Source organism: Cryobacterium sp. Sr3 (genome assembly GCF_004402835.1).
Lineage (GTDB): Bacteria > Actinomycetota > Actinomycetes > Actinomycetales > Microbacteriaceae > Cryobacterium > Cryobacterium sandaracinum.
In genome coordinates this window covers 128,710-155,524 of record NZ_SOFA01000038.1, presented here as the reverse complement: position 1 = coordinate 155,524, position 26,815 = coordinate 128,710, and the positions used below count along the sequence as shown (strand labels likewise).

Annotated in this window: 20 protein-coding genes and 1 pseudogene; 10 read left to right on the top strand and 11 right to left on the bottom strand. The window is 69.7% G+C overall.

Annotated features, from left to right (window positions below; genetic code table 11):
* Positions 1-33: 33 nt before the first annotated feature.
* Positions 34-795 (top strand): annotated as a pseudogene (locus E3N94_RS17270) (phosphotransferase); the annotation flags it as partial.
* Between the two features lie 284 nt (positions 796-1,079).
* On the opposite strand, the gene E3N94_RS12235 reads toward E3N94_RS17270, so the two are convergent.
* The gene (locus E3N94_RS12235) at positions 1,080-4,514 is read right to left on the bottom strand and encodes an ATP-dependent DNA helicase (protein ID WP_134570308.1); all 3,435 of its coding nucleotides are present in this window, start codon (positions 4,512-4,514) and stop codon (positions 1,080-1,082) included.
* Positions 4,511-7,825 (bottom strand): ATP-dependent DNA helicase, encoded by a 3,315-nt coding sequence (locus tag E3N94_RS12230; RefSeq protein ID WP_134400801.1) that lies wholly within the window; start codon positions 7,823-7,825, stop codon positions 4,511-4,513. Before E3N94_RS12230 ends, E3N94_RS12235 begins: the two co-directional genes overlap by 4 nt.
* 98 nt (positions 7,826-7,923) lie before the next feature.
* Between E3N94_RS12230 and E3N94_RS12225 the strand changes: the two genes are divergently transcribed.
* Both E3N94_RS12225 and E3N94_RS12220 read left to right on the top strand, forming a co-directional pair.
* Positions 7,924-8,148, top strand: coding sequence for a DUF3107 domain-containing protein (locus E3N94_RS12225; protein ID WP_104101050.1), 225 nt, complete (start codon positions 7,924-7,926; stop codon positions 8,146-8,148).
* A 6-nt stretch (positions 8,149-8,154) separates the two neighbouring features.
* A complete protein-coding gene (locus E3N94_RS12220; RefSeq protein ID WP_104101049.1) occupies positions 8,155-8,463 on the top strand; it encodes a hypothetical protein in 309 nt (102 codons plus the stop codon).
* Positions 8,464-8,488: 25 nt separating this feature from the next.
* Here the strand turns inward: E3N94_RS12220 and E3N94_RS12215 are convergent, their stop codons facing one another.
* Entirely contained in the window at positions 8,489-9,196 is a 708-nt protein-coding gene (locus E3N94_RS12215) for a ferritin-like fold-containing protein (RefSeq protein ID WP_233191421.1), read from the bottom strand.
* A gap of 207 nt (positions 9,197-9,403) precedes the next feature.
* On the opposite strand from E3N94_RS12215, the gene E3N94_RS12210 reads away from it, so the two are divergent.
* Positions 9,404-10,981: a DEAD/DEAH box helicase gene (locus E3N94_RS12210; protein WP_134570307.1), complete on the top strand. Its 1,578-nt coding sequence runs from the start codon at positions 9,404-9,406 to the stop codon at positions 10,979-10,981.
* A gap of 137 nt (positions 10,982-11,118) precedes the next feature.
* Here E3N94_RS12210 and E3N94_RS12205 read toward each other — a convergent pair whose 3' ends face one another.
* The gene (locus E3N94_RS12205; RefSeq protein ID WP_134421125.1) at positions 11,119-11,988 is read right to left on the bottom strand and encodes a PHP domain-containing protein; all 870 of its coding nucleotides are present in this window, start codon (positions 11,986-11,988) and stop codon (positions 11,119-11,121) included.
* 476 nt (positions 11,989-12,464) lie between these two features.
* On the opposite strand from E3N94_RS12205, the gene E3N94_RS12200 reads away from it, so the two are divergent.
* A complete protein-coding gene (locus tag E3N94_RS12200; RefSeq protein ID WP_241987120.1) occupies positions 12,465-14,003 on the top strand; it encodes an aminopeptidase P family protein in 1,539 nt (512 codons plus the stop codon).
* A 16-nt stretch (positions 14,004-14,019) separates the two neighbouring features.
* On the opposite strand, the gene E3N94_RS12195 is transcribed toward E3N94_RS12200, so the two are convergent.
* Positions 14,020-14,601 (bottom strand): general stress protein, encoded by a 582-nt coding sequence (locus tag E3N94_RS12195; RefSeq protein ID WP_104101043.1) that lies wholly within the window; start codon positions 14,599-14,601, stop codon positions 14,020-14,022.
* Positions 14,602-14,655: 54 nt separating this feature from the next.
* On the opposite strand from E3N94_RS12195, the gene E3N94_RS12190 reads away from it, so the two are divergent.
* From E3N94_RS12190 to E3N94_RS12175, 4 genes are read left to right on the top strand one after another with little or no spacing between them, the layout of a single operon-like run.
* Complete coding sequence (locus E3N94_RS12190) at positions 14,656-15,987, top strand: CBS domain-containing protein (RefSeq protein WP_104101042.1); 1,332 nt, start codon at positions 14,656-14,658, stop codon at positions 15,985-15,987.
* On the top strand, positions 15,974-16,570 hold the full coding sequence (locus E3N94_RS12185; RefSeq protein ID WP_104101041.1) for a DUF1003 domain-containing protein: 597 nt from the start codon (positions 15,974-15,976) through the stop codon (positions 16,568-16,570). The genes E3N94_RS12190 and E3N94_RS12185 overlap by 14 nt, the downstream gene beginning before the upstream one ends.
* Entirely contained in the window at positions 16,563-17,729 is a 1,167-nt protein-coding gene (locus tag E3N94_RS12180) for an Mrp/NBP35 family ATP-binding protein (RefSeq protein WP_134570305.1), read from the top strand. Before E3N94_RS12185 ends, E3N94_RS12180 begins: the two co-directional genes overlap by 8 nt.
* A 58-nt stretch (positions 17,730-17,787) precedes the next feature.
* Positions 17,788-19,338 (top strand): succinic semialdehyde dehydrogenase, encoded by a 1,551-nt coding sequence (locus E3N94_RS12175; protein WP_104101039.1) that lies wholly within the window; start codon positions 17,788-17,790, stop codon positions 19,336-19,338.
* 41 nt (positions 19,339-19,379) lie between these two features.
* Here the strand turns inward: E3N94_RS12175 and ppk2 are convergent, their stop codons facing one another.
* Entirely contained in the window at positions 19,380-20,345 is a 966-nt protein-coding gene (gene ppk2, locus E3N94_RS12170; RefSeq protein WP_233191407.1) for a polyphosphate kinase 2, read from the bottom strand.
* A gap of 583 nt (positions 20,346-20,928) precedes the next feature.
* Positions 20,929-21,309 carry a Sec-independent protein translocase TatB gene (locus E3N94_RS12160; RefSeq protein ID WP_104101037.1) on the bottom strand — a complete coding sequence of 127 codons (381 nt, stop codon included), beginning with the start codon at positions 21,307-21,309 and terminating at the stop codon, positions 20,929-20,931.
* Positions 21,310-21,395: 86 nt separating this feature from the next.
* On the opposite strand from E3N94_RS12160, the gene E3N94_RS12155 reads away from it, so the two are divergent.
* Positions 21,396-22,028 (top strand): O-methyltransferase, encoded by a 633-nt coding sequence (locus E3N94_RS12155; protein ID WP_134342188.1) that lies wholly within the window; start codon positions 21,396-21,398, stop codon positions 22,026-22,028.
* Between the two features lie 268 nt (positions 22,029-22,296).
* On the opposite strand, the gene E3N94_RS12150 is transcribed toward E3N94_RS12155, so the two are convergent.
* From E3N94_RS12150 to dapE, 4 genes are all read right to left on the bottom strand, one after another.
* Complete coding sequence (locus E3N94_RS12150) at positions 22,297-23,844, bottom strand: HNH endonuclease signature motif containing protein (protein ID WP_134570304.1); 1,548 nt, start codon at positions 23,842-23,844, stop codon at positions 22,297-22,299.
* Positions 23,845-24,274: 430 nt separating this feature from the next.
* Positions 24,275-24,451: a DUF3117 domain-containing protein gene (locus E3N94_RS12145; RefSeq protein WP_104099180.1), complete on the bottom strand. Its 177-nt coding sequence runs from the start codon at positions 24,449-24,451 to the stop codon at positions 24,275-24,277.
* A 63-nt stretch (positions 24,452-24,514) separates the two neighbouring features.
* Positions 24,515-25,732 (bottom strand): hypothetical protein, encoded by a 1,218-nt coding sequence (locus tag E3N94_RS12140; protein WP_233191089.1) that lies wholly within the window; start codon positions 25,730-25,732, stop codon positions 24,515-24,517.
* On the bottom strand, positions 25,708-26,802 hold the full coding sequence (dapE, locus tag E3N94_RS12135; protein WP_134400794.1) for a succinyl-diaminopimelate desuccinylase: 1,095 nt from the start codon (positions 26,800-26,802) through the stop codon (positions 25,708-25,710). The genes E3N94_RS12140 and dapE overlap by 25 nt, the downstream gene beginning before the upstream one ends.
* Between the last annotated feature and the right edge of the window lie 13 nt (positions 26,803-26,815).

Genomic DNA, 26,815 nt, shown 5'->3' with positions numbered 1-26,815 from the left:
CGCGCCGAGGGGAAGTCGACCTAACCTAGAAGTATGGTCAGATCCCCTCTCACTCTAGCCGCGCTGGCCACTGCCGCCGTCCCCGGTCTCGACGTCGTCCAGGTGCGTCTGCACGGCACCGTCGCGCGTTCTCGAGGAGCCAGCGGCGCGTTCGAATCCGCACTGCTGATCGACCGCGACGACCGTGCCCTCATCATCCGGGTCCCCGCCTCGCAGGCCGCCGAAACCGAGCAGTCCGCCGATCTGGTAGCCCTGCGCGCGCTCACCGTCGGCAACCGCAGCCGGCTCCCCTTCGACGTGCCGCAGTTCGTGGGCCAGGCGCCGCTCAGCGGCACCCGGGCCGTCGTCTACGAGTTTTTGGAGGGCGATTCCTTCGACGCGGATGCCCTCACCGGCCACGCGGGCGTGTCCGGTTCGATCGGCCGCGCCATCGCCGCGGTGCACTCACTGCCGACGGCCTTCGTCGGCACCGCCGGGTTGCCTCAGCAGAGCGCTCAGGAATGCCGTACCGGAACCATCACCTTGATCGACCGGGCGGCCACCACCGGCTACCTGCCCGCCGCGATCCTGCGCCGCTGGGAACAGGCCACCGACGACGACGGGCTCTGGCAGTTCGCGCCCTGCGTGGTGCACGGGTCGTTGTCGGCTGACTCGTTCCTGATCACCGACGACTCCGTCTCCGGGGTTCTCGGCTGGTCCGCCCTGAGCGTGGGCGACCCGGCCCGCGACCTGCACTGGCTGCTTTCCTCCCGCGGGGCGGCCGGCGAGACCGCCGTCGCGTCGTACGCGTCGGCCCGCCAGGGCAACGACCCGAGGATCACGCAGCGCGCGATGCTCTACGCCGAGCTGGAGCTGGCCCGCTGGCTGCTGCACGGCACGGACACGCGCAGCCAGGGGATCGTCGACGACGCCGTGGCCATGCTCGACGGTCTGGTGGACAACGTGCACCAGGCTACGTCGCATCCGTTGTCACCGGCCACCGGCCCGATCCTCGATGTTGCCGGGGTGGAGAGCATGCTCAAGTCCACACCGCGCGGCATCCCCCGCCGCGACCTGGGTGGTTCCATGCACACCGACGCCTACAACCTGTCGGAGTTCGGCGGCGAGTTCGAGGACGACGACGAGACCGGCTCCGGTTCGGGTCCAGGCTCGTCGTCATCGTCATCGGCCGACGATGCCACCACCGGCGCGCTCGACACCGTGGGCGATACCGCCTTCAGTCGAACGGACGACCAGGCCCGCACCAGGTCCTCCTCGGAGTAGAGCCGGTCGGGGGCGACGATCGTGTCGTCCGCGACGAAGTAGAACACCGCGTCGACGATCTCCGGGTCGATGCCCTTCCAGCGCGCATAGGCGAGCCGGTACAGGGCCAGCTGGGTCTGCTTGAGCTCGAGGTCCGCGGCGCTCGAAGGCGCCCGGCCGGTCTTCCAGTCGACGACCTGGTAGCCCGTCTCGGTGCGGTAGACCGCGTCGAGCTTGCACACGAAGACCTGCCCGGCCAGCACGTGGTGGATCTCGATCTCGACCTCTTCGGGCTGCACCGACGCCCACGGCGAGTGCTCGAAGGTGCGCTGCAGCCGTTCGAGCTGGGCCTGCTCCAGCGGCTGGTTCTGGTCGAGGTCGAGGTCGAGGTCGTCGGGGCCCTGGTCACCGAGGTCCAGTTCGCTCTCGTCCGCGTCGATCAGGTCGCCGCCCGACGCCCCGCCGGCGCGCTGTTCCACCCAGGAGTGGAACAGGGTGCCCAGCCGGGTGGCCCGATACGGTCGCTCGGGCATGGGGCGGCGCAGGGCGGCGGCCACCCCCACCGGGTCGTCGATGTAGTCCTTGAACCGGGAAGCCGGAATGCGCGTGGGCAGCGGGACGGCGCCCGCGCCGGCGAGGCGCAGCATCCGTTCCTCGAGCAGCAGGGTGACCGCGTGGGACCACCGGGTGTCGCGTTCGCTCTGCGCTTCGGCGCGCACCCGGGCGGCCGCGGCCTCGACGAGGGGCCGCCGCGTGCCGAGCGGGTCGAAGGGCCAGTGCTCGTCGACGCCCTCCCCGGTGTCGGGTTTCTCGTCGTGCTCGCTGCCCTCCGGCAGCGCGGCGATCAGCCCGGCCTCGGCGAGCTCTTCGAGGTACCGACTGGGGGCGCGCACGGTGCTGCCGCCGCCCCAGTACGATCCGGTGAGCAGCAGCTCCTCCTGGGCGCGGGTCGTGGCCACATAGATCAGGCGCCGCTCCTCGTCGTCGTGGCGGGCGGCGAGCTGCTCTTTGTAGGCTTGAAATTCTGTGTCGAACGACAGCTGGGTCTCATGCTCCTGCCAGGCGAGCTCGGGCAGCTCGGCCCGGTCGCCGCGGAACGGGTAGGGCAGCTCGCCGAACTTCAGCCAGCCGGCCCCGTCCCGGGTCTGAGCCGGCAGGCTCTTCTCGGTCAGGTTGGGGATGGCCACATAGTCCCACTCGAGCCCCTTGGCCCCGTGGATGGTGAGCAGTTGCACGGTGCCGCTCTCGCCCGGCTCGATCCGCGGGCCCAGGTCGTCGTAGGCGGCGGCCCTGCCCAGCCAGCGCAGGAAACCGGCGAGGCTGCCGACCTCGTCGCTGGCAAGGAAGGCGGAGACCGTGTCGTGGAAAGCGTAGAGGTTCGCGAGGCCCAGGCCGTTGGCCTCGTTGGCGACGAGTTCCACGTCGAGCAGGAGCTCCTGCTCGATCAGCCGCACGAAGTCCAGCAGCGGCAGGCCGGCCCGCGCGCGCAGCCAGGCCAGCTGGCGGCCGGCGGCCCGCACCCGGGCCCGGCCGGTGTCGCTGAAGCCCGCGAGCTGCCCGTGGGTCTCGGGGGCGGCAGCCACGAAGTCGAGGGCATCGACGAGCGACGCGCCCTCGTCGACGGCGACGGATGCCCGCATCTTGTCTTTGAGTTCCTGTGTCACCGCCTGCTGGGCCCAGTCGTGTGCCGCCAGCCAGCGCGCCACGGCCGCGAGGTGCTGCAGGTCGCGGGGGCCGACCCGGTAGCGACCGCTGGCGAGCAGTCGCACCAGTTCGCTGCCGGCGGAGGGATCGTGAACGACCCGCAGCACGCAGATGACGTCGGTGACCTCCGGGGTGGAGAGCAGGCCGCCGAGGCCGAGCACGTGGGCGCGGACGCCTTGCTCCCGCAGCACCTCGGCGAAGAACTCCATCTCGCGCCGGGCCCGGAAGAGCATCGCGCCGGACTTGTCGGTGCCGCTGGTGAGGCGCGTGGCGAACCAGTCCGCCACGACCCGGGCCTCGTCGGCGATGGTCTCAAGCATCGACGCCTCGACCCGCCCGTTCGCCTTACCGGCCGGCACCGCGAGGGTGTCGACCTGGATGCCGTCGGGCCGGGCCCGGAGCGCCTCGCTCAGCGGCGCCACCAGCGCGTTCGCGGTGTCGAGCACCGTGACCGGGTTGCGCCAGGTGACGGAGAGGCTCATCGACGGCGACTGGCGGTTGGAGAGTCCGGCGAAGCTCTGCGAGAAACCCAGCAGGTTCGCCGAGCTGGCCCCGCGCCAGCCGTAAATGGACTGGTGCGGGTCACCGACGGCCATCACCGGATGCCGGCTGAAGAGGGTGTGCAGCAGCTCGGTCTGCAGCACCGAGGTGTCCTGGTATTCATCGAGCAGCACCACCCGGTACTGGTCGCGGTAGCGAGCGACGACCTGCAGGGTCTTCTGGCAGACCTGCAGGGCGAGAGCCACCTGGTCGGAGAACTCGATCAGCCCGAGCCGGCGCTTCTCCACTGCGAAGCGTTCGGCGAGCTCGAACAGAACCGGCAGCGGCTCCACCGCCGCGAGTGACTCGGCGACCGAGGCATACGGGATCTTTTTGCGCGGGTTGCCGTAGGGCAGGTCTCGCAGATAGCCGAAGCCGGCGGAGAGGCCGGTCAGGTCGTGCGGCGCGGCCGGAACGCCCGGAACAACAGGCGGGGGGTTCTCGGCGAGGGAACGGCTGAAGGCGAGCACGGCATCCGTCACCGCGTCGAGCTTCTTGCCGAAGGGTACGAGCCGGCTGTCGCCGTGCTCGATCACCACTCGGCGGGCCAGCAGCCAGGCGCTGGTCTCGCTGAGAAGCACCGACTCGGGTTCGCGCCCGAGGAGCAGGGCGTTGTCGGTGAACAGGCGGCTGGCGAACGAGTTGTACGTCGACACCGTGGGCATGTTGAACAGGTCGGAGGAATCTATCGTGACCACCCCCGCCGCGGGCGCCGGCGGCTTCGGCAGCAGCCCCTGCGCGTCGAGCTGGTCGATGCGGTCGCGGATGCGCTCGGACAGTTCGCCGGCGGCCTTGCGGGTGAAGGTGAGGCCGAGGATCTGGTCGGGCCGGGCGTGCCCGTTGGCGAGCAGCCAGAGCACCCGGTTGGCCATGGTCTCGGTCTTGCCGCTGCCGGCCCCAGCCACCACGAGGGTGGGCGTCAACGGCGCCTCGATCACGGCCTGCTGTTCATCCGTGGGGGGGAACATGCCCAGCGTCGCAGCGATCTGGCGGGCCGAGATGGGCGGCGGGGTGACGGACTGGTTCATGAGCTGACCTGCTTAATGACGTGGATTCGGCAGGACCCGTGCGAGCGCGGGTCGAGGCAGTGGGAACTGATTTCGGCGAGGAAGGTGGCGCCGCCCATGCCGGCGGCGTCCCAACCGACCCGGCTGCGGAAGGCCGCAAGCTCCTCAGGGGTGAAGGTGGACTGGGTGGGATTGCGGTAATTCTGCTTGACCGTGCCGCTGGACACGATCAGGAGGCGAGCGCCGGCGAGCGGCATTCCGGCGGGGATGCCCTCGATGGCACCCTCGCTGAACGCGAGCTGGTAGGCGCCGAGCTGCGGATGCAGGGCCACCCCGGCGTCGCTGATCGGGTCGCCGCGGCCCGTCTTCAGGTCGACGATGACCGCCCGCCCATCGCCGAGCCGCTCGACCCGGTCGACCGTGCCGGACAGCACGGCGCCGTCGACGTCGATCTGGAAGGTGCACTCCGCGCTGAGCAGGCTGCCACCGCCGTGTTCGAAGTCGAGCAGGTAGGAGGCGAGCCGGTCGGTCAGCGCGCGCGCCTCGACTTTCTGCACCCGGGACTGCCAGTCGGCGTCGAACTGAAGCTCACCCCAGCGCGCCTCGACGCCCTTCCAGAGCGCGTCGGGGCTATGAGTGGTGGAGTCCTCCATCACCTTGTGGATGATCGTGCCGAGGTTCGCGGCGGTGTTGGACGTGCCGCCGCCGACCTGCCCGATCACCCAGTGCAGCGGGCAGGTCTCGAAGGCCGCCATCCGCGACGGCGAGACGCGCACCGGGGCGTCGCCGGCCTCCGGGTCGTTGAGCGGGCGCACGGTGCTGGGCTCGTTCAGGCCGTACCACTGGTCGGGGGCGGCACCGACCACGTTCTCCCGGGCCAGCCGGGCCAGGGTCGCTGCGGCATCCGTGGCCCGGCTCGCGGCCTCGTCGCCGTGGGCCGCGGTGCCCCGGGTCAAATCCCGGCGGAGCCGGCCCACCAGGCCGCGCAGGGAGAGCGGGTAGCGGCTGATGTCGCCGGGCTCCGGAGCCGTGCGCGGTGCGGGCTTCGGCAGCAGCCGTAAAAAGACCGACGGCTGGTTCTCCTCGTTGTCGATGGCAGTCACCAGCAGTTCGCTGCGGGCGCGGCTGGTCGCCTGGGCGAACATGCGCAGCTCGTCGTGCAGCACGGTGGTGCGGGCGCCGGCCTCCTCCGGGCGCCGGCCGGCGGCGAGCGCGGCCAGGTCGTCGGCTCCGAGCAGCGAACCACGGATGCGCAGGTCGGGCCAGACGTTCTCCTGCACCCCGGCGATGACGACGACGTCGAATTCGCGGCCGATCAGGCCGCTCGGGGTGGACACGATGACCGCGTCGCCCAGCGCGCGCGGGGCGAGGGTGTCTTCGGGCACGTCGGTGTCGACAAGGTGTTCGAGGAACAAAACCGGCGGGGCGGTCGGGGTGCGCTCCACGTAGCGCTGCGCGGCGGAGAAGAGCTCCACCACGGCGTCGAGGTTGTGGTTGGCCTCGTCGGCGACGATGCCCGTGCCGGTGGACTGGTCCTTCCACTCCCGGGCGAGGCCGCTTCGTTGCCAGAGACCCCAGAGCAGTTCCTCGATTGTGGCGCCGGCAGCGTATTCCACGGCGGCCGCCCGAAGGCTCTCCCCGCAGCTGGCGGCCCGGCGGGCCGTGCGGTTGTCGATGGCGGCGAACAGGCCGGGGTCGCCGAGGGCCTCCACCAGGAGCTCGTCGGCGGAGCGGTTCCGGTCACTGCTGAGTTCCTGTTGGCGCAGCGCGGCACGCAGGCGCCGCAGGGTGATCGGGTCGAGGCCGCCGAGCGGGCCGCGGAGCAGCAGGGTCGCCTCCTCGGGCCCCAGGGGTGTGCGGCCCAGGGTCACCTCGAGCGCGAGGATGAAGGCCCGCACGGCGTAATCGTCGCGGAGCGCGGTCTGCGCCGACGACACCTGGGTGGGCACCTCGAGCGCGGCGAGCCCCTTGGACAGGGCGGGCACGAGCGAGCCGCTGCGCACGACGACCGCCATCTGACCCCACGGAATGCCGCCGAGCACGTGCCGCTCCCGCAGCCGGCGGGCGATCACGGCGAGCTGGTCGGCGGGGCTGTCCGCGAGCATGGTCTGCACGGGTTTCGGCTCCCCGGCAGGCTCGGCCTGGTCCGCCTTCCCTCCGGGCTGGACTGCCTGCGCGGCCGGGTCAGCCACGCCGACGGCGAACCGTTGCGTGCCGGCCGAGGCCGCGCCGATGCGGTGCGTGAGACCCCGCACCACCCCGCGGATGGCCGCGTCGTGCCGGTACACCGTGCTGAGAACCAGGGTCGGCAGCACGGCGCCGGACAGGTACGCGCCCAGCCGGCCGAGGGCATCCGGGTGGGCGCCGTGGAAGGAACCGGTGCTGATATCGGGGTCGCCGAACGCAATGACGCCCACGCCGCGCGCCGCGAACTGGGCGAGGAGGGTCAGGTTGGCCTGGGTAAGTTCTTGCGCATCGTCGAGCAGGATCAGGCGCAGGCTGCCGAGCGAGCCGAGCGCCGCGGAACCGGCCGGGGCCCGGGCCACGATGGCCGCGGCGAACTGGGCCAGTTCGGTGGAGTCGTACTGGCCGGGGCGGGACTGGTCTTTCACGTCGTCGTAGCCGCGGATGAACTCGGCCGCGGCCACCCACTCCGGGCGCTGCTCGCTGCGGCCGAGAGCCGCGAGCGCCTCCGGGGTGACGCCGTATTCGACGGCGCGCATCATCAGGTCGCGCAGCTGCGTGCGGAACCCGCGCAGGCTGCGCACGTCGGCGCCGAGGCTGTCGGGCCAGTCCGGTGCGGCGTGCCGCGACTCAGGGTGTGACTCGATGTGCTGCGACCCGCCCTGCGCTTCGGCCTGCTGCGCTTCGGCGTGGTCCTGCCGGTGCCCCTCGAGCAGCTCCGCGATGATCTGGTCTTGTTCGCCGCCGGTGAGCAGGGTGGGAGCCGCGCCTCCCGCCCGGGCCAGGGCATCCCGCACGATCTGGAACGCGACCGAGTTCGCGGTGCGGGCCAGCGGGCCGTTGGTGGGCACGCCGAGGCGCAGCGCAAGCCGGTCACGCAGGGCCGTCGCTCCCGTGCGAGTGGGCACCAGCACAAGCACCTCGCTGGGCGAATACCCGTGGCCCCGCACGCACTCGGCGACGAGTTCGACCAGCGTGGTGGTCTTGCCGGTGCCGGGTGCGCCGATCACGGAGGCGCTGACTCCCGAGGTGTGGCGTCGACCACCGGGCAGGGCAGGCTGCGCTACCAGCGCAAGAACGGCGCGTTGCGAGTCGTCGAGAACGACCGTTTCTTGCTCGGTACGGAGCGGGAGTCCCAGGGTTGTCACGTTTTCAAACGTAACGGGTTGCGCCGACAGTGAACGATGTCGGCCCGGTGCGCGGTTCTGTCGTAATCTGGGCGCTTAGGCAACGAAAGGCGCATCTGGTGGATATCCGCATTGGCATCTTCAATTCTCCCCGTGAGATTGGCTTCGAGACCTCACAGCCCGCGAACGAGGTCGAGGAAACGGTCGCTGCCGCCCTCGCCGGGCAGACCGGGTACCTGAAGCTCTCCGACAGCAAGGGCAAGGTCTACATCGTTCCGACCGTCGGGCTCGCGTACGTGGAGCTAGGCTCCGAGGAGTCCCGCCGCGTCGGCTTCGTCGCCTGACCAACCGTGGAACTGCTCTTCATCGCCCTCGGCGGTGCGGTTCTGGGGATTGCCGCACGGTATGCCATTCCGGGGCGCCGCGCACACGGTGCAGTCCTCGTCCCGGCGATCGGCACCATGGTCGCGTCCGTCGTCTGGGTGGCGCTGAGCTGGCTAGGCGCGCCCTTGGACGGTGGCTGGATCTGGTGGGTCACCCTCGGGGTGACCGCACTGGCATCCGTCGCAGCCGACCTGGCCCTGGTGCGCACGCGCACCGCCGGCGACGAGCGGATGCTGCACACCCTGATGCGCGACGGGCACCCGGCCCGCGCGTGACGAAGGCTCCCCGTGCGGCCGGCGGTCAGGCGGTCAGGCCGAGTCCGTCCATGCGCCGCGTGTGCGCGGCGATGAGCTCGGTGAACACGGGTTCGATCCGGGACTCCGCTGCGGTGATGCCCTCCATCGGCAGAGCCGAGCGGGCGACCAGCAGGGTGTCCCCGACCAGGCGTCGTCCCCACAGGGCCAGGTGCGACCCGAGCGCCGGGGCGGCGCCGATAGCGGCCTTCAGGTGGGTGACGAGAACCTCCGTGCCGGCGTCCTGGCCGAGCAGGTGCGCCACCCGCGGGCCCACATCGCCGGGCAGCCCGTCGGACAGCCGGATGAAGAAGTCGTCGAGCAGTCCCCCGGCGAGATAGCAGCTGAGCAGCAGTTCGTTCCAGTCGGCGCCGGCCGTCTGCTCGCGGAACGCGTCGAGGTGGGGCGCGAACGGGGCCATCACCTCGGACGGCTCACCGCCGCGGCGGCGGATCTCGGCCACGAGCCCCTGGTGCTTGGCGAGGGCCCGGCCGGCGGCGACGCTCAGCGCCTCCTTCGCGGTGAGGTCCGGAGCGATCGCGATGGCCAGGGCGAGGTTCTCGAACATGCCGAGTTGGAAGTACGCCGCCTGGCCGAAGTAGGGCAGCAACTCCGGCGTGAAACCGGCGATGTCCATTTTCGTGGTCGACTGACGTGCCCGCCGCGCCGGTTGCCGGGGTGCCTCCACGCGCTTCTTGCGCCCATCGATCCACATGATCACAGGCCCAGCTTAGAACAGTGTCGTGCCGCCACCGCGGGTTCCGGCCCACGCTGGGCGCATCGGCGCGTCCGGGTCCGGTATAAGAGACTTCACAGGGCCGCCCGATAGGCTGGGGCCACGCCATCGGCATGGATCGATGGCCAGGTGCCCGAAGCAAAAGACGGGCGCATCCCGCTTCCAGCTAATGACAGGCAATAATTCGTGACTTTCTCCGAACTCAACATCGACCAGGACATGGTTCAGGCTCTCGCTGATAAAGGCATCATCGAGCCCTTCCCCATCCAGGTGCAGACCATCCCCCTCGCCCTGAGCGGCCAGGACATCATCGGTCAGGCCAAGACCGGCACCGGCAAGACCCTCGGCTTCGGCCTTCCGATCATTCAGCGACTCGGGCTCGACCCCGCACCCGGCGTGCAGGTACTCGTCGTCGTCCCGACCCGCGAGCTGTGCGTGCAGGTCTCCGAAGACCTCGAGATGGCTTCCAGCAACCGCAACACCAAGGTTGTCTCCATCTACGGCGGCAAGGCGTACGAAGGTCAGATCGAGGCGCTCAAGGCCGGCGCGCAGATCGTCGTCGGCACCCCCGGCCGGCTCCTCGACCTCGCCAGCCAGCGCCTGCTCAGCCTCGCCAACGTAAGCGAGATGGTGCTCGACGAGGCCGACAAGATGCTCGACCTCGGCTTCCTCGCCGACATCGAGAAGCTGTTCTCGCAGACGCCGCCCACCCGCCACACGATGCTGTTCTCGGCCACGATGCCGGGCCCGATCGTCGCCCTGGCGCGCCGGTTCATGAACCGCCCGATCCACATCCGTGCGTCCGACCCCGACGAGGGCCTGATGCAGGCCAACATCGAGCACCTTGTCTACCGCGCACACAACATGGACAAGGACGAGGTGATCGGCCGCATCCTGATGGCCGAGGGCCGCGGCAAGACCGTGATCTTCACCCGCACCAAGCGCGCCGCCGCCAAGCTGGTCGAGGAGCTCGGCGATCGCGGCTTCAACGCCACGGCCGTGCACGGTGACCTCAACCAGGAACAGCGTGAACGCGCCATGGCCTCCTTCAAGGCCGGCAAGAAGGACATTCTGATCGCCACGGATGTCGCCGCGCGCGGCATCGACGTGGACGACGTCACTCACGTGATCAACCACACCATCCCCGAGGACGAGAAGGCCTACCTGCACCGCGTAGGACGCACCGGCCGTGCGGGCAAGACCGGCATTGCGGTCACGTTCGTCGACTGGGACGACATGCACAAGTGGACGCTGATCAACAACGCGCTCGACTTCGGCACGCCGGTTCCGATGGAGACCTACTCGTCGTCGCCGCACCTCTATGCCGACCTGAACATCCCGGCCGGGTCGAAGGGTCGCCTCCGCGCCTCGCCCATCCGGGAGACCGCCGCCTCGGCTGCACGCACGGGTGGCGCAGGCCGTACCGGCGGCGCCGGCCGCTCCGACTCGGGCCGCTCTGACTTCGGCCGTTCCGGCGGGGGCCGCACCGGTGGCGACTCCTCGCGCTCGGGCGCCGGTCGCTCCGGCGCCGGTCACACCGACGCCGCACGCTCGGGCGCGAGCCACTCCGGCGAACTGGCCGGCAGCCGCCCGCCGCGCTCGCGCACCCGGGTCAGCGCGACCACCAACCCGGATGCCCCGGTCATCACCCCGACCGCCGGCACTCACGACGGCGGCGGCGCCGAGCACCACGACGGCAACAGCGCCCCGCGGCGTCGAAGCCGCACGCGTCGCCACGCCCCGCAGGCCGGCACCCCCAGCTAGGCACCCCCTGCACGGCAGTTTCGGCCGTAAGCGCCTCCGCTTCGGCGGGGGCGCTTTTCGTTTGACTCCGCGGTGGCTCACGATAGGGCTCGCGGCGCATGGTAGACCGCGCGCCCGGTCCCCAAGGGTGGGCAGCGTCAGCCGAAGACGGGCGGCGAGCCCGTTCCCTGTCCGATGATGCGCTCGAGCACCTCGGGCGTCGTCGTGTTCTCGCCCAGGCGGTTCGGCTTGCCCTCGCCGTGGTAGTCGCTGGACCCGGTGACGAAGAGTCCGTACTTCTCGGCGAGCGCGTAGAGGTGGGCCTTCGCCTCGGGCCTGTTCTCACGGTGCTCGAGTTCGAGCCCGAAAAGGCCGGCCTCGGCCAACCGGGCCAGTTTCGCTTCAGGGATGACGTCGACCGCCCCGCGCGTCGCCGGGTGTGCGATGACCGGCACCCCACCGGCCGCGCGCACGAGGGTGATGGCCCGCAGCGGGTCCGGCGCGTAGTGGGGCTGGTAGTAGCCGGCCTCCCAGTGCAGTATTCCCGCGAAGGCCTCGCTCCGCGTGAGCGCGAACCCGCGGGCCACCAGTGCGTCGGCGATATGCGGGCGGCCGACCGTCGCATCCGGCGTGGTCTGTGCGAGCACGTCTTCCCAGGTCAAGGCGTAGTCGACGCCGATGCGCTCCACCATCTGCTCGGCGCGCACCAGCCGGGCCTGCCGCACCCGAGCGGTTTCGGCCACGATGCCGGCGTTGGAGGGGTCGAACAGGTACGCGAGCAGGTGCACGCTGGAGAAGCCCACCCGGGTGCTGAATTCCATGCCGGGGATGAGTGTGAGTCCGGCGGTGCGGGCGGCAACACCGGCCTCGGCCCAGCCGGCGGTCGAATCGTGGTCGGTCAGTGCGACCGTGCCCAGGCCGGCCGCGGCGGCGGCCCGCACGAGCTGCGACGGGGTCTCCGTGCCATCCGACACGCTCGAATGCGTGTGCAGGTCGATCGGACCGCGGAATCGTCGAGCACCAAGCATTCCCCCATGCTAGTTGTGCGACGGACCCGGACCGTCCCGCGGGGTTCCCAGCCGCCGCCATCGCCGACTCGCCCTCGGGCAGAACGCCGACATCGTCACCCTGCCGGAAACCACCGAGGCCACCGGTGAGGCCGTCGCCGAAGCCATGCGCGAGGGCGGACGTCCGATGTGGGTACACACCATCGCCTTCGACCAGATCTCCAAGGCCCGCTCCACGACCCTAATGATCAGCTCCGACCTGGGCGACTACACGGTCAGCGACGACGCCGGACCGGCGACCGGTGCGGGCGCCGTCGGCACCTGGCCGACTTTCGCGCCGGCCCTGCTCGGCTCGCCGATCGACCACGTGTTGGCCACCGCGAACTGGCAGGTGCAGGGCCTACGCGAGATCAAGGCGGAAGACGGCGCAGGCAGCGATCACCGCCCGCTCGTGGCCACCCTCGCCCCGACCTCCTGGCTCAATGGGACAATGGGCCATGGCCACTTCCAGCGAAACCGCGATCCCTGCTCCCCGATCGAACGAGAACCGCTCCACCACCCCCGGCTCGGCCGGGTTCAAGAAGTACATCTCCAGCGACTGGGCCGAGCGCACCGAAGAGCTACCGCTCGCCCGCGAGCAGGCGCACTTCGCGGCCGCCCGCCGCGAACTCCTTTCCGCAATGCACCCCGGACAGCGTTTGATCATCCCCGCCGGTCGTCTCAAGCAACGCTCCAACGACACCGACTACGCGTTCCGCGCGCACTCGGCCTTTGCGCACCTCACCGGCTGGGGCAGCGACGCCGAGCCGGGCGCCGTGTTGGTGCTCGAACCCACAGCGACCGGCCACGACGCCACCCTCTACTTCCGAGAGCGGGCCGGCCGCGACTCGGACGAGTTCTACGCAAACCCCGATATCGGCGAATTCTGGATCGGCCCACGCCCCGGGGTCGCCCAGGTTGCCGCCGACCTCGGCGTGCCGGTGCGCGGCATCGCCGATCTGGCCCTGGTCATGAACACGATCGACACCGAGAGCCTCGTGCTGCGGGAGGCCGACCCGCTCTTCACCACCGAGGTCGACGAGGGCCGCCTCCGATTCGCGGCGGAGAAGGTGCTCACGACCGACGCCTCCGACTCGCCGTTCAGCCTCGAGAACAACGGCGACCATGCCGCCGACGAGCAGTTCGCCCGCGGCCTGTCGGAGCTGCGCCTGGTCAAGGACTCCTACGAGATCGCCCAGATGCGCCTCGCCGTCGCCGCCACGGCCCGCGGCTTCGAGGACATTATCCGGGACCTGCCCCGCTCGAGCACCCACCACCGCGGCGAACGGCTCGTTGAGGGCGTGTTCAACACCCGGGCCCGGTCCGACGGCAACGCGGTCGGCTACGACACGATCGCCGCGTCCGGCCCTCACGCCTGCATCCTGCACTGGACCCGCAACGATGGCGCCGTCGTGCCCGGCGACCTGATCCTGATCGACGCCGGCGTCGAGGTCGACAGCTACTACACCGCCGACATCACCCGCACCCTCCCGGTGAACGGCACCTTCACCGACGTGCAGCGCCGTGTCTACGACGCCGTGCGCGAGGCAGCGGATGCCGCGTTCGCCATGGCGCGTCCCGGCGCCGTGTTCCGCGACGTGCACGCCGCGGCGATGGCGGTCATCGCGCGCCGCACGGCCGAATGGGGCATGCTGCCCGTCACCGCCGAGGAAGCCCTGCTGCCCGACAACGGCCACCACCGCCGCTATATGGTGCACGGCACCAGCCACCACCTCGGCCTCGACGTGCACGACTGCGCGCAGGCGCGCCGCGAGATGTACATGGACGGCGTGATCGAGCCCGGAATGGTGTTCACGATCGAACCCGGCCTCTACTTTCAGCCCGACGACCTGACGGTGCCAGCGGAGTACCGCGGCATCGGCGTGCGGATCGAAGACGACATCCTGGTCACCGCGGACGGCCCGGAGAACCTGTCGGCCGGCATCCCCCGCACCGTCGAGGAGGTCGAGGCCTGGATCGCCGCCCTCACCACCTAAACCTGACCGCGGACTGTCAGGGCAGCGGATGCTGCGGAGCCGCGGGCGGCTCTTCGACGCGAGGGGGCTCCGACGGATGCGGCGGGGCCGGCACCGTCTGCTCGGCCTCAGCGAGCCCGGCGAGCAGGTTCCGGGCCCGATTGACCAGGGTGCCGTCGACGATCACCTGATAGGTACTGGCAATCACCTGCATGGTCGATGTGAAGTCGCGGCGACGTCGATTGAGCGCGGCGCTGACGACCCCGAACAGCATGCCGAACCCGGCGCCGATCATCACCGCGGCGAATACGAACGGCAGGCCCGCGCCATCCGGCGAGAAGATGAAGAACAGCAGCCCGAAGAACACGCCCAGCCAGGCGCCGGAGGCCGCACCGGCGAGAGCGACGCGCCCCCAGGTGAGTTTGCCGGTGACCCGCTCGACGGTTTTGAGGTCGTTGCCGAGGATGGAGACCTGCTTCACCGGGAAGTCGGACTTCGCCAGAGTGTCCACAGCTTCCTGAGCCTCGCCATAGGTGGCGTATGTCGCGAGCACCTCCCCCTTGGGTAAAACGGGGAACAATGCGGCCCTGCGCCCGCCGAAGGGGTTCTGATTGCTCATGAGTCCATTCTTTCACAGGACCGATCTGCCCTGAAGGTGGCCTAGATTTGATCTGTGTCTGCCACCAGAGTCTTCGTTGCCCGTTTGGCCGGGTGTACCGTTTTCGACCCCGCGGGAGACCGTGTGGGCAAGGTCAGGGACGTGCTGGTGGTCTACCGAAAAAACGACCCGCCCCTCGTCGTCGGCCTGATCGTGGAGATCCCGGGCAAACGCCGCGTTTTCGTGTCCATCGGGCGCGTCACCAGCATCGGTTCGGGTCAGATCATCACCACCGGCCTAATCAACGTGCGCCGCTTCGAGCAGCGCGGCGGAGAGGTGCGCGTCATTGCCGAGATGCTTGGGCGCACGGTGGTCTTCAACGACGGTTCCGGTGAGGCGACCATCGAAGACGTCTCGATCGAGGAGCTCCCCCAGGGCGGTTGGGCGATCAGCCAGCTCTTCGTGCGCCGCCCCAAGACCAGCCTGTCCCTCTTCGCGAAGGGCGCCACGACCTTCACGGACTGGGCCGAGGTGCGCGAGCAGACCACCGAGGGCCAGGCCCAGTCGGCCGAGCAGCTCATCGCCACCTACTCCGACCTCAAGCCCGCCGACCTCGCGAATACCCTGCTCGACCTCCCGCCGGAGCGCATGCACGAGGTTGCCGGCGAGCTACCGGACGGCCGTCTCGCCGACGCCCTCGAGGAGATGCCGGAAAGTGAGCAGGTCAGCATCCTGACCCGGCTCGGCGACGCCCGCGCCGCCGACGTGCTCGACCACATGCAGCCCGACGACGCCGCCGACCTGATCGCGCAGCTGCCGGAAGAACTCGGCGAACAGCTGCTCGACCTGATGGAGCCGGAGGAAGCGGACGACGTACGCTTCCTGCTCACCTACGCCCCCGACACCGCCGGCGGCCTGATGACGACCGAACCGATCATCGTCTCGGCCGATGCCACGGTCGCGGAGGGGCTCGCGCTCATCCGTCGCCACGACCTGGCGCCGGCCCTCGGTGCGGCCATCTGCGTCACCCTCCCGCCCTACGAGCCGCCCACCGGCCGCTTCCTCGGCATGGTGCATTTCCAACGGATGCTGCGCTACCCGCCCCACGAACGCCTCGGCACACTGCTCGACCAGGGTCTTGATCCTGTCACCGCCGACACCTCGGCCGCGGAGGTCACCCGCATCCTCGCCAGCTATGACCTCGTCTCCGTGCCCGTGGTCGACGAGAACCACCGACTCGTCGGGGTGGTGACGATTGACGACGTCCTCGACTATCTGCTGCCCGACGACTGGCGCAGCCACGATGGCAACGACGACGTGCGCCGCCGGGCCGAGGCCCGCACCGAACTGACCACGGGAAGCATCCCGCTGCACCACGGACGGAGGACCGGCAATGGCCCGAGCTAACCGAGCGGATCTCCGCCTCGACTCCCCCAAGGGCGTGCGCACGCCCGCCCTCGGTCGCAAGCGCCGGCGTAGCCGCGACCGCCCCAGCCGCGACCGCTTCGGCCGGTTCACCGAGGCCATCGCCCGCGGCATGGGCACGCCGTGGTTCCTGCTCGGGCTGACGTTCTTCGCCGTCAGCTGGATCGCCTGGAACACGCTCGCACCGGTGCAGTGGCGCTTCGACTCCGTGTCGCTCGGCTTCATCGCACTGACCCTGGTCTTGTCGATGCAGGCCTCCTACGCGGCCCCGATGATCCTGCTGGCGCAGAACCGCCAGGACGACCGAGACCGGGTGCAGTTCGAACAGGACCGGCAGCGCGCCGAACGCAACCTGGCCGACACCGAATACCTCGCCCGGGAGGTGGTGGCGCTACGCCTCGGCATGAAGGACCTCGCCTCCCGCGATTTCCTCCGCTCCGAGCTGCGCGCCCTTCTCGACAACCTGGAAGAGCGCGAAGACCCGGACAAGCAGACCCGTAAACGCCTCCGCAAGGGCGACCGCGAGCGAGACCGCGACCGCGAGGAGCGATCGCCCAGTGCCTGAGCCCCTCTTTTCCGCCGACCAGGTGCTCACCGCCCTGGCCCGGGTGATCGACCCGGAGATCCGCAAGCCGATCACCGACCTCGACATGGTCGCCGGGGTGCGGATCGTCGACGGCCGCGCCCTCGTGGGGATCCGTCTCACCATCGCCGGCTGCCCGGCGGCCCGGCAGATCGAGCGCGATGTGTTGCGCGCCGTGGAGTCCGTGGCCGGCCCCGGCAACGTGACCGTGGATGTGAGCGTGATGACGCGCGAGCAGCGCCGAGCGATGACGGAGAAGCTGCGCGGCGGCAAGGAAGCCCGCAGCAACCAATTCGGCCCGGACTCGCTCACCCGGGTCTACGCCATCACCAGCGGCAAGGGCGGGGTCGGCAAGTCCACAATCACCGCGAACCTGGCCGTGGCCCTGGCCGAGCGCGGCCTGCGGGTCGGCATCGTCGACGCGGATGTCTACGGGTTCTCCATCCCCGGACTCCTCGGCCTGGTCACCTCGCCTTCCCCCGAGACGGGCAAGTCAGCCGCGGTCAAGCCGACCCAGGTCGGCGAGATGATCCTGCCGCCGATCGCCTTCGACGTGAAGGTCATCTCGATCGGCATGTTCGTGGAGGACGGTTCCGTCGCGGTCGCCTGGCGCGGGCCGATGCTGCACCGCACGATCACCCAGTTCCTCACCGACGTTTACTTCGGCGACCTGGACATCCTGCTGCTGGACCTGCCGCCGGGCACCGGCGACGTGGCCATCTCGGTCGGGCAGCTTTTGCCCCAGGCCGAGGTCATCGTCGTCACCACCCCGCAACCGGCCGCCGCCGACATCGCCGAACGCAGCGGTGTCGTGGCCCGGCAGACCGGCCAGACCATCTACGGCGTGATCGAGAACATGGCCGGGATCGTGCAGCCCGACGGCACGGTGCTGGAGCTGTTCGGTTCCGGGGGTGGCGCCGAGGTCGCGCGCCGGCTCGGCGCCGGGCACGAGTTCCCCGTACCGTTGCTCGCCCAGGTTCCCCTCAGCGTGCCGCTCCGCAGTGGCGGGGACACCGGGGTGCCCGTGGTGCACGGCGACCCGACCGACCCCGCGGCCGTGGCCATCCGTTTGGTTGCCGACCGCCTCGCCACCCGGGCGCGCGGCCTCTCCGGATTGAGCCTCGGCATCACGCCAAAGTAGCGTCGCCGCACCGGCGCCGCGGCGGAGCGCACGCGCCGCCCCCACCTAGACTTTCGGCATGCCTGCCTCCCCCCTCGACCCTGCCGGGATCACGACTCTCACCCGCTCCATACGTTCCACGACGGGAGCCACGGTCACCGTGATCGCGCCCTTCACCGGGGAGGTGCTGCACGAGCTGCCCGTCAGCGGGCTGCCCGACGTGCAGGCGGCCTACGCGCAGGCACGCCTGGCCCAGCTGGCCTGGGTGCGGGCCGGGTTCGCACGGCGCCGAGCGATCCTGTTGCGCGCGCACGACCTGATCCTCGAGCGACGCGGGCTGCTGCAGGACACCGTGCAGGCGGAGACCGGAAAAACCCGCGGCCAGGCCTTCGAGGAGGTCTTCCAGGCCGCCGGCGTCACCCGCTTCAATGCCCTCGCCGCGCCGCGCGTGCTGCGCGGCGGGCGCCGCCACTCCGCGATCCCGCTCGTCATCACGGCCACTGTGCGCTACCGGCCCAAAGGCATCGCGGGCGTGATCACCCCGTGGAACTACCCGCTCAGCCTCGCCGCCATGGATGTCGTGCCGGCCCTCGCCGCCGGCTGCGGCGTGGTGCAGAAGGCCGACGACCAGGGTGCGCTGAGCATCCTCTCGTTGCGTCAGGCATTCATCGACGCCGGCGTGCCCGAGCAGCTCTGGGCCGTGGTCGTCGGCGACGGCGCGGAGATCGGCGGGGCGGTCACCGCGGAGGCCGACTACGTCTGCTTCACCGGGTCGACCGCGACGGGCAAGCGGGTGGCGGCGCAGGCGGCCGGCAACCTCACCGGCGTCTCGCTCGAGCTGGGCGGCAAGAACCCGCTGATCGTGCTTGACGACGCCGACCCGGCCCGCGCGGCCGCCGACGCGGCCCCGGCCTGCTTCACGGCGATGGGCCAGCTCTGCGTGTCGATTGAGCGCATCTTCGTGCAGCGAGGTGTGGCCGACGCGTTCCTGCACGAATTCGTGGCCGTCACCCGGTCGCTCCGGCTCGGCGCCGACTACGACTACACGACGGACGTCGGTTCCCTCACCTCGCAGGCCCAGCTGGACCGGGTGAGCGCGCAGGTGGCCGACGCGGTCGCCCACGGCGCCACGGTCGAGGTCGGGGGCCGTGCCCGCCCCGACCTGGGACCGTTCTTCTACGAACCCACCGTGCTGACCGGGGTCACCCCGGCGATGGAGTGCTTCGCCGGCGAAACGTTCGGCCCTGTGGTCGCGGTCACCGTGATCGACTCGGAGCAGGAGGCCATCCTGGCCGCCAACGACAGCGACTACGGGCTGAACGCGTCGGTGTTCTCCGGTTCCGTGCGGCGGGCTCTGCGCGTGGGCGGGGCCCTCGAGGCCGGCAGCGTGAATATCAACGAGGGCTATCGCGGGTCGTTCTCCTCGGTGGCGGCCCCGATGGGCGGCCTGAAGCAGTCCGGTCTCGGCCGACGCAACGGCCCGGAGGGACTGCTCAGGTTCGTGGACGCCGTCACCATCGCGCGTCCGACGGGTCTCGTGCAGCTGCCGCGCACCGGCCACGACTTCGAGCGGCTGGCCGGGCCGATGCTGCTGCTGGCGGCCGTGCTGAAGGGCATCCGCCGCCGCTGACCCCGGGCAGCAGAGCCGTGACCCGGCTCCGCGAACCCGGCTCAGACGAACAGTTTGGCCGACGCCGCCGCCTGCTGGGCCGCCTGCTGGGCCGCCTTCTCCGGCGCCAGCTTCGCCGCCTCCGCCTTGGTCGCCTTCTTCGCGTTCTTCTTGATCTTGGCCTTGCCCTTCGGCTTCGCCGTGGGCTTTCCCAGCGTGGTCGTGATGTCCGGCACTGGCCGGTTCAGCTCGCGCGGCGGGCGCTCGTACTCCGAGCCGGCGGGGCGAGTCGGAATGGTCACCTGGGGCGGCTCGCGATGCGTGTAGGGGACGATCGACAGCAGGTGGCTGATCATGTTGAGGCGCGCGGCCCGCTTGTCCTCGCTCTCGACGACCCACCATGGGGCCTCCGGCAGATCGGTGTGCACGAACATCTCGTCTTTGGCGCGGGAATAATCGACCCACTTCGTGATCGAGAAAAGGTCGGTCCCGGACAGCTTCCAGCGGCGCATCGGGTCGTTCAGCCGTGACCGGAACCGCCTCTCCTGCTCGGTGTCGGACACCGAGAACCAGTACTTGACGAGCAGAATGCCGTCTTCGACCAGCATCCGTTCGAAGAGGGGCGCCTGGTGCAGGAACCGGCGGTACTCGTCGGGGGTGCAGTACCCCATCACGTGTTCGACGCCGGCGCGGTTGTACCAGGAGCGGTCCATCAGCACGATCTCACCCGTGGAGGGCAGGTGTTCGATGTACCGCTGGAAGTACCACTGGCCGCGCTCGCGCTCGGTCGGCACCGGCAGGGCGACGATCCGGGCGACGCGGGGATTGAGGAACTCGCTGACCCGCTTGATCGCGGACCCCTTGCCGGCCGCGTCCCGGCCCTCGAAGATCACGACGATGCGGGCCCCGGACTCCTTGACCCATTCCTGCATGGCGACCAACTCGGTCTGCAGATTGCGCAACTCGGCGGAGTAGACGGGCAGCGGCACCCGCTTGGGCTTCGCGTGGGTGTTCGACGGCTTCGACACGGTCACACTCCTCAGATACGTGGGTTCAGCGTAGCGTGCACGCATCGCCCGTATGGCCCGGCCTGCATATTCTGGTGCGCACTGCGCCGCTCACCGCCCGGCCCTCGGCCTCAGCCTCGAGTGGCACATACACCTGTTCGACCCCGGCACGCATTTCTCCTGCTCGAGAATCATCGCCGACGATCTACCGCCCGCCGTCGGACAGGCCGTCGCCCTTTCCCGGCTGGGCGACGACCGAGCGGCCGTGGCGGACACCGGCGAGGGTGCGGCCAACCAGGGGACCTTCCGCGCATCGCTCTTTCCGGCCGGGCGCCTGATCGTGGTCGACGAGGACTTCTCGTCATTCGGGCTGTCCGGCGAGGTCATCGCAGCGGTCGGGAACACGATCCGAGTGCACTCGGCCCGTGTCGCGGGTCTACGTGCCCGACGTGCCCGACGTGCCCGACGTGCCCGGCCTGCCCAACCTGACCAACCTGCCCAACGTACCCGTTCCCGACGTCCGCCAGCTCGAATACGCCGCGTCCGGTGTGCTCGTCACCTGGTTCGTTTGGCCGCGTGGCTTCGTGGCTGCGTGGCTACGTGGCTACGTGGCTTCGGAGTCGAAGGGCGCCGGCAGTGTGGCGGCCTCCCTGGCGCGCTTGCGTTGCAGATAGGCGCCGTCGGGGTTCGGCACCGCCCGCGACACGGTCGCCGATTGGCCTTTCAGCTCGTCTTCGTCGGTGAGAGCTTCACGGATGATGCGGCGCGGGTCATACTGACGCGGGTCGAGTTTCTTCCAGTCGACGTCGTCGAAATCCGGGCCCATCTCGTCCCGCATCCGGTCTTTGGCCCCGTTGGCCAGGTTCCGGAGCTGCTTCACGAGGCGGGCGAGCTGGGCGGCATAGTGGGGAAGCCGTTCGGGTCCGAGCAGGAAGACGGCGACAATCCCGATCAGTAATATCTTCTCGAAGGTCAAACCGAACATTCCCCCAGAATAACCCCCGGCGAGGCCTCCCCGGACCATGCCCGGCCCCCCTTAGGCTTGACCCATTCATCTACTGGAGTTGCGCTGTGTCTGACAAAGATCTGAACTGGAAATTCTCCGACGACTCAGTCGTGGAGTCCGACGCTGTGGCGCGGGCCAGACAGCAGTCCCTCGAACTCGGAATCGACGCGATTTCTCCGGCGGTCGGCGCTCAATCGGCCGTGATCGCGGCCGCCACCGGGGCCCGGAGCATTCTCGAGGTCGGCACCGGTGCCGGCGTCTCCGGCATCTGGCTGCTCACCGGCGCCCCCGGCGCCACCCTCACCTCGATCGACACCGAGGTCGACCACCAGCAGCACGCCAAAGCCAACTTCGCCGAAGCCGGCATCCCCGTGAACCGGGTACGCCTGATCACGGGCCGGGCAGCGGATGTACTGCCGCGCATGAACGAGAACTCCTACGACATTGTGTTCGTCGACGCCGATCCGCAGTGTGTGATCGAGTATGTCGAGCATGCTCTGCGCCTGGCCCGTCCGGGCGGAACCGTGCTCGTGGCCCACGCGCTCTGGCGCGGCCGAGTGGCCGACCCGGCCCAGCGCGACGATGTGGCGACCGGCTTCCGCACCCTGTTGACCGTCATCGCCTCGTCTACCGCAGTCATCAGTGCCCTCTCCCCTGTGGGCGACGGCCTGCTGCAGATCACCAAGCTCCGCGCCTAGACGGTCGAGCACACCCTCCGGTGGTCGAGCCGATCGGTGGTCGAGCCTGTCGGTGGTCGAGCCTGTCGAGACCCGGTGCGCCGGCCTCGGAGGCCCCCACACCGGCATCCGTTGTCGCCACCCGCGCTAACGGATGCCCCGGGCCGGGTTCGGAAGATGGCCCGCCTGGTTTCGACGACCTCGACCACCGGGCTCAGGTCGCTCGCGGCCGGGGATTTAAGCTGACGTCGGTCGAGCCGGACGAGACCGGTGACCCGATCCCGGGGACTCACCCTGACGTTGGTCGAGCCTGCCGAGGCCGAGACCGTGCCCGTGCCCGTGCCCGGTTGGCCGGGTTCCCTTCCGCGGCCCGCCAGGTGCGGGTGGGGTCGTAGCAGTAGGGTGCCCGGACTTGGGGTGTGCCCCGGATCATGCGGATGTTCCAGCCGGAGGTGTCGATGCTGTGGTGGTGGTACCAGCAGAGCAGGACCCCGTTGGTGATCTCGGTTTTTCCGCCGCGGTGCCAGGGGATCACGTGGTGTACTTCGCACCAGGCGGCGGGCACGGTGCACCCCGGAATGATGCAGCCGCCGTCGCGGGCGCTGATGGCGCGGCGTTGGGCCCGGTTGAAGAAACGATTCTCGGTGCTGAGGCTGAGGACCTCGTTGTGCGGCCCGAACCGGATCTCCTGAAATCCGCCGGCGCAGAGCGCCTGCTTCACACTTGTCAGAGAGATCGGCGCTTCGACGCCGTCGATCCAACCCACCCCATGGTCGGCGGTAAGGTCGGCCTGGTTGACGTGGATCATGACGGTGGGGGCGGCGCCGCCCATGGTCGGGGTCCCCGCGTCACGGGTGGCGGCTTCGAACACACCACGGAGGATGTCGGCGCGTTTCTGACCACCGTTACGGTCGTCGCTGAGGGCCGCGGCCTCCGCCCCCGGGATCAGCTGCCCGGCCGCCATGCGCGCCTGTTCCTTGGCCGTGGGGAATGCCGGCGCCGCGTGGGCGGAGAGATACGTGTCGAAGATGGCGTTCATGATGCCGCGGAGCTCCGGCGTGACTCCGCCGCGGAGCGGGTAGAGGCCGTCGCGGAAGAGCCCGAAGCCGACAGTGCTGCGGGCCTCGGCGACGGGCTCGTTGGGGGCGGTGCCGTCGGGATCGAGGCGGGCCTGCCACTGCCCCGCCATGCCCCGCACCAGGTCCGCAGGAAACGCGAACCCCTCCCCGGGCAGGCCGCGGGTGTCGTCGGTGACGGCGCCGGTCGCACTGGCCACCAGGGCACGTTCGGCGGTGCCGAGCTCGTCGGGCGCGACCCGGGCCGCGACCTGGTCGAGGGCGGTGACGATGTTCTCGGCCGCGTCCACGCCGAGGTCCCCGGCGGTGAGGGAATCGGCCACGGCCGGGTAGTAGGGCGGCAACATGCTGGTGCCCGCCCGGCGCGGGGTGACGTTCTCGCCCAGGCGCACCCGCCGGTTCGCCTCCCGGGAAGAGACGCGGGTCAGGCGAGTGATCAGGTCGATGCCGCTGCTAGCCCCGTTCTTATACGCCAGGGACTCATGGCCCAGGATGCGGCGGGACCGCACCGAAATGTCGGCGGCAGAGGCAACCCTGGCCGCATCGACCCGACGGCCGAGGTCTTCAACCGTGCCCAGCACCATCATCGCGTCCGCCTCGCCCAGGAGCGAGAAAGACACCGAGTCGAGCACGGCCACGGCCAGATCACGGGCCTGCTGCAACTGCTGCACGAGGGATGACTGTGCACGGGGTGCCTGCGCGAGGGAAGGCACCGCCTGCGGTGAGGCGGTGGGGTGGTGCGGAGTGGGGCCTCCAGCCATGCATATATCGTATACACGTTCTAAGGTGGAGTCAATAGCTGAGGGAATATAACTGTTGAGTTTCGTTTTCCTGTTCTAATTGATTTGGTGACAGAAGGGGGTGGCGGCGCGGGGCACGGATGGTGCGGCGCGGGTTTGCAGGCTGGACTGCCGGGTTTTGGCACGCTTAACCACCGGCGGCGAGCGCAGCCAGCCCGGGGCATCCGTCGTGACGTCAACTCGGATAAATACGCGACACGCCGGAACTGATGGCGCCCAAACCGGCGTTTCCTAAGATTCTCAACGTTTACGTGCCGACGGATGCGGGTGGCGGGCCCGGTGACGGGTACCTCCTACGGGCGGTGCGACGGCTGTCCGCGGGAAACCCATCCGCTCCAGGTCGGCAAAAAAGATCGGCCGCACAACCTGAGCTGCGCGGCCGATCCTGGAACTATACGGTCGGCTGGACTACACCGGCGAGGGCATCGTGAAGCTCTTTGGCTTCAGCGTCGTTCACAGAGACGACAAGTCGACCTCCACCTTCGAGCGGAACACGCACGATGATAAGGCGCCCCTCTTTTACAGCCTCCATTGGCCCGTCTCCGGTCCTTGGCTTCATGGCCGCCATGAACTCCCCTTCCATTCATTCGTCTGAACTTCTATTATCTGCCATTACGGGCTGAGACTGTAATTAGGGAGGTGTCCAGTCCGCTCCGTCGACCCCCCAGCACAGCAGGAGCCAGCCCCACTGTCCGGCGATGAACAGCAGCACGATGCCCACCCGGTAGACGGCGCTCCGCGGCTGCGCCACGGCACCCAACAACGGAAACATCGGCATCAGCAGGCGGAAGGTGCTCGACTGCGGGAAAAACACCGCTAGCAGGTAGAGGCCGTAGCTGGCGAGCCAGAACCGCAGGTCAGTGCCCAGTCGGCGCACCGCCGGCAGCAACAGGGTCAGGCCGAACGCCAGGATGAGCCCCGAGACAACGATGATGCCCAGCGGCATCCCGAGCCACCAGACACCGCCCTGGAACCAGGCGGTGAACGGAACGAGTTCCTGGTAGCCGATGTAGGCCGACCGCCAGGCCAGCTCGGTGTCGGTGTAGGCGGTGATCGACCCCGTGGCGATCCAGGCGATGGCCGGCCAGGCCAGGCCGGAAATGCCGCTGAACACGGCAACGGATGACGCCAGCAACCGTTCGCGCACCGAAAACGGGTCTTGTGTCCGGGCAAGCCAGCGGTGCAGGACGTGCAGCCCCAGGGCGAGCGCGAAGGCCAGGCCGCTGGGCCGGGTCAGCGCCATCACGGCGATCACCGGGAACAGCAGCACATACCGCCGCTCGAGCAGCAGGAGAAGTGCCAACGTGAGCAGGAAGAGGTACAGCGACTCGGCATAACCGAACTGCAGCACGGGCGACAGCGGGGCCACACAGAACAGCACCACCGCGAACAACGCCGTCCCGGAGGCCTGTACAGTGCGCATCAGCCGGTAGAACAGCAGGGCGGCGCCGAGGCTGGCGGCCAGGGACACGAATACGGCCACGGGTGCCCACGGCTGCCCGAGGAGCACCATCAGCAGGCGCACGACCACCGGGTAGCCGGGCATAAAGGCCCAGGCGTTCTCCGCGATCTCCCCGCCGGCGGTGAGCGGCAGTGTCGACGGGTAGCCCGCGACGGCGACGATGTTGTACCAGCGGGCGTCCCACATGTTCGCGAACTCCGCGTAGCCGGGTGACACGCCCGTCCACGGGTTGGCACCCTGCACATTCGCAAGCAGTAGCACCAGGGTGGTCGTGACGAGCCGGGACGCGGCCCAGATCAGGGCGACCAGGGCCCACCACGGCGTGAGCCGGTAGCCGGCCTTCCAGCCGGACGACGCCACGGCTACCCGACGCTTGTGGTCAGCCACGCGCGAAGGCCGTCCTCGCAGTCCGTGATCTGCGCCAGGGCGACGCGTTCGTCGTCGGCGTGGGCCTTCAGCGGGTCGCCGGGGCCGTAGTTGACGGCGGGAATGCCCAGGGCGGAGAAGCGGGCGACATCCGTCCAGCCGTACTTGGGCTTGGCCTCGCCGCCGACCGCGGTCAGGAACTGCAGGGCCAGCGGGGCATCCAGGCCCGGCCGGGCACCCTCGGCCCGGTCGACGACGGTGATCTCGTAGCCCGCGAAGAGCTCCTCCAGGTGCACGATGGCCTCCGCCGAGGTGCGGCTGGGGGCGAACCGATAATTGATGTGCACCATGCACTCATCGGGGATGACGTTGCCGGCGATGCCGCCGCCGATGCCGACGGCGTTGAGGCCTTCGCGGTAGACGAGGCCTTCGACCTCGACCTGCCGCGGCTCGTAGGCCGCCAGGATGTCGATGACGGGCCCGATCTTGTGGATGGCATTGTCGCCGACCCAGCTGCGGGCGGAGTGGGCGCGCAGCCCGAAGGTGCGGATCTCCACGCGCACGTTTCCGTTGCAGCCACCCTCGATCTGGCTGTTTGTGGGCTCACCGAGGATGGCGAAGTCCCCCGCGAAGAGGTCGGGCCGGTTGAGGGCGAGGCGGCCGAGACCGTTGAGGTCGTCGGAAACCTCCTCGTGGTCGTACCACATCCACGTTACGTCGACGCTGGACGCGGTCAGTTCGGCGGCCAGCTTCAGCTGCACGGCCACGCCGGCCTTCATGTCGACGGTGCCGCGGCCCCAGAGATAGTCGACGCCATCGATGGTCTCGAACCGGGTCGGCAGGTTGTCGTTCAGCGGGACCGTGTCGAGATGGCCGGCAATGATCACGCGCTGGGCCCGACCCAGGTCGGTGCGGGCGACGACGGTGTCGCCGTCGCGGATGATGTCGAGGTGCGGGTACCCGGCCAGCGCGCGTTCCACCGCGTCTGCGATGGCGGCCTCGTTACCGGACACCGACTCGAGGTCGCAGAGCGCCCGGGTGAGCTCGATCGAGGTCGCGGACAGGTCCAGGTTCACGGTGTTTTGGGGCACTCTACTAACCTAG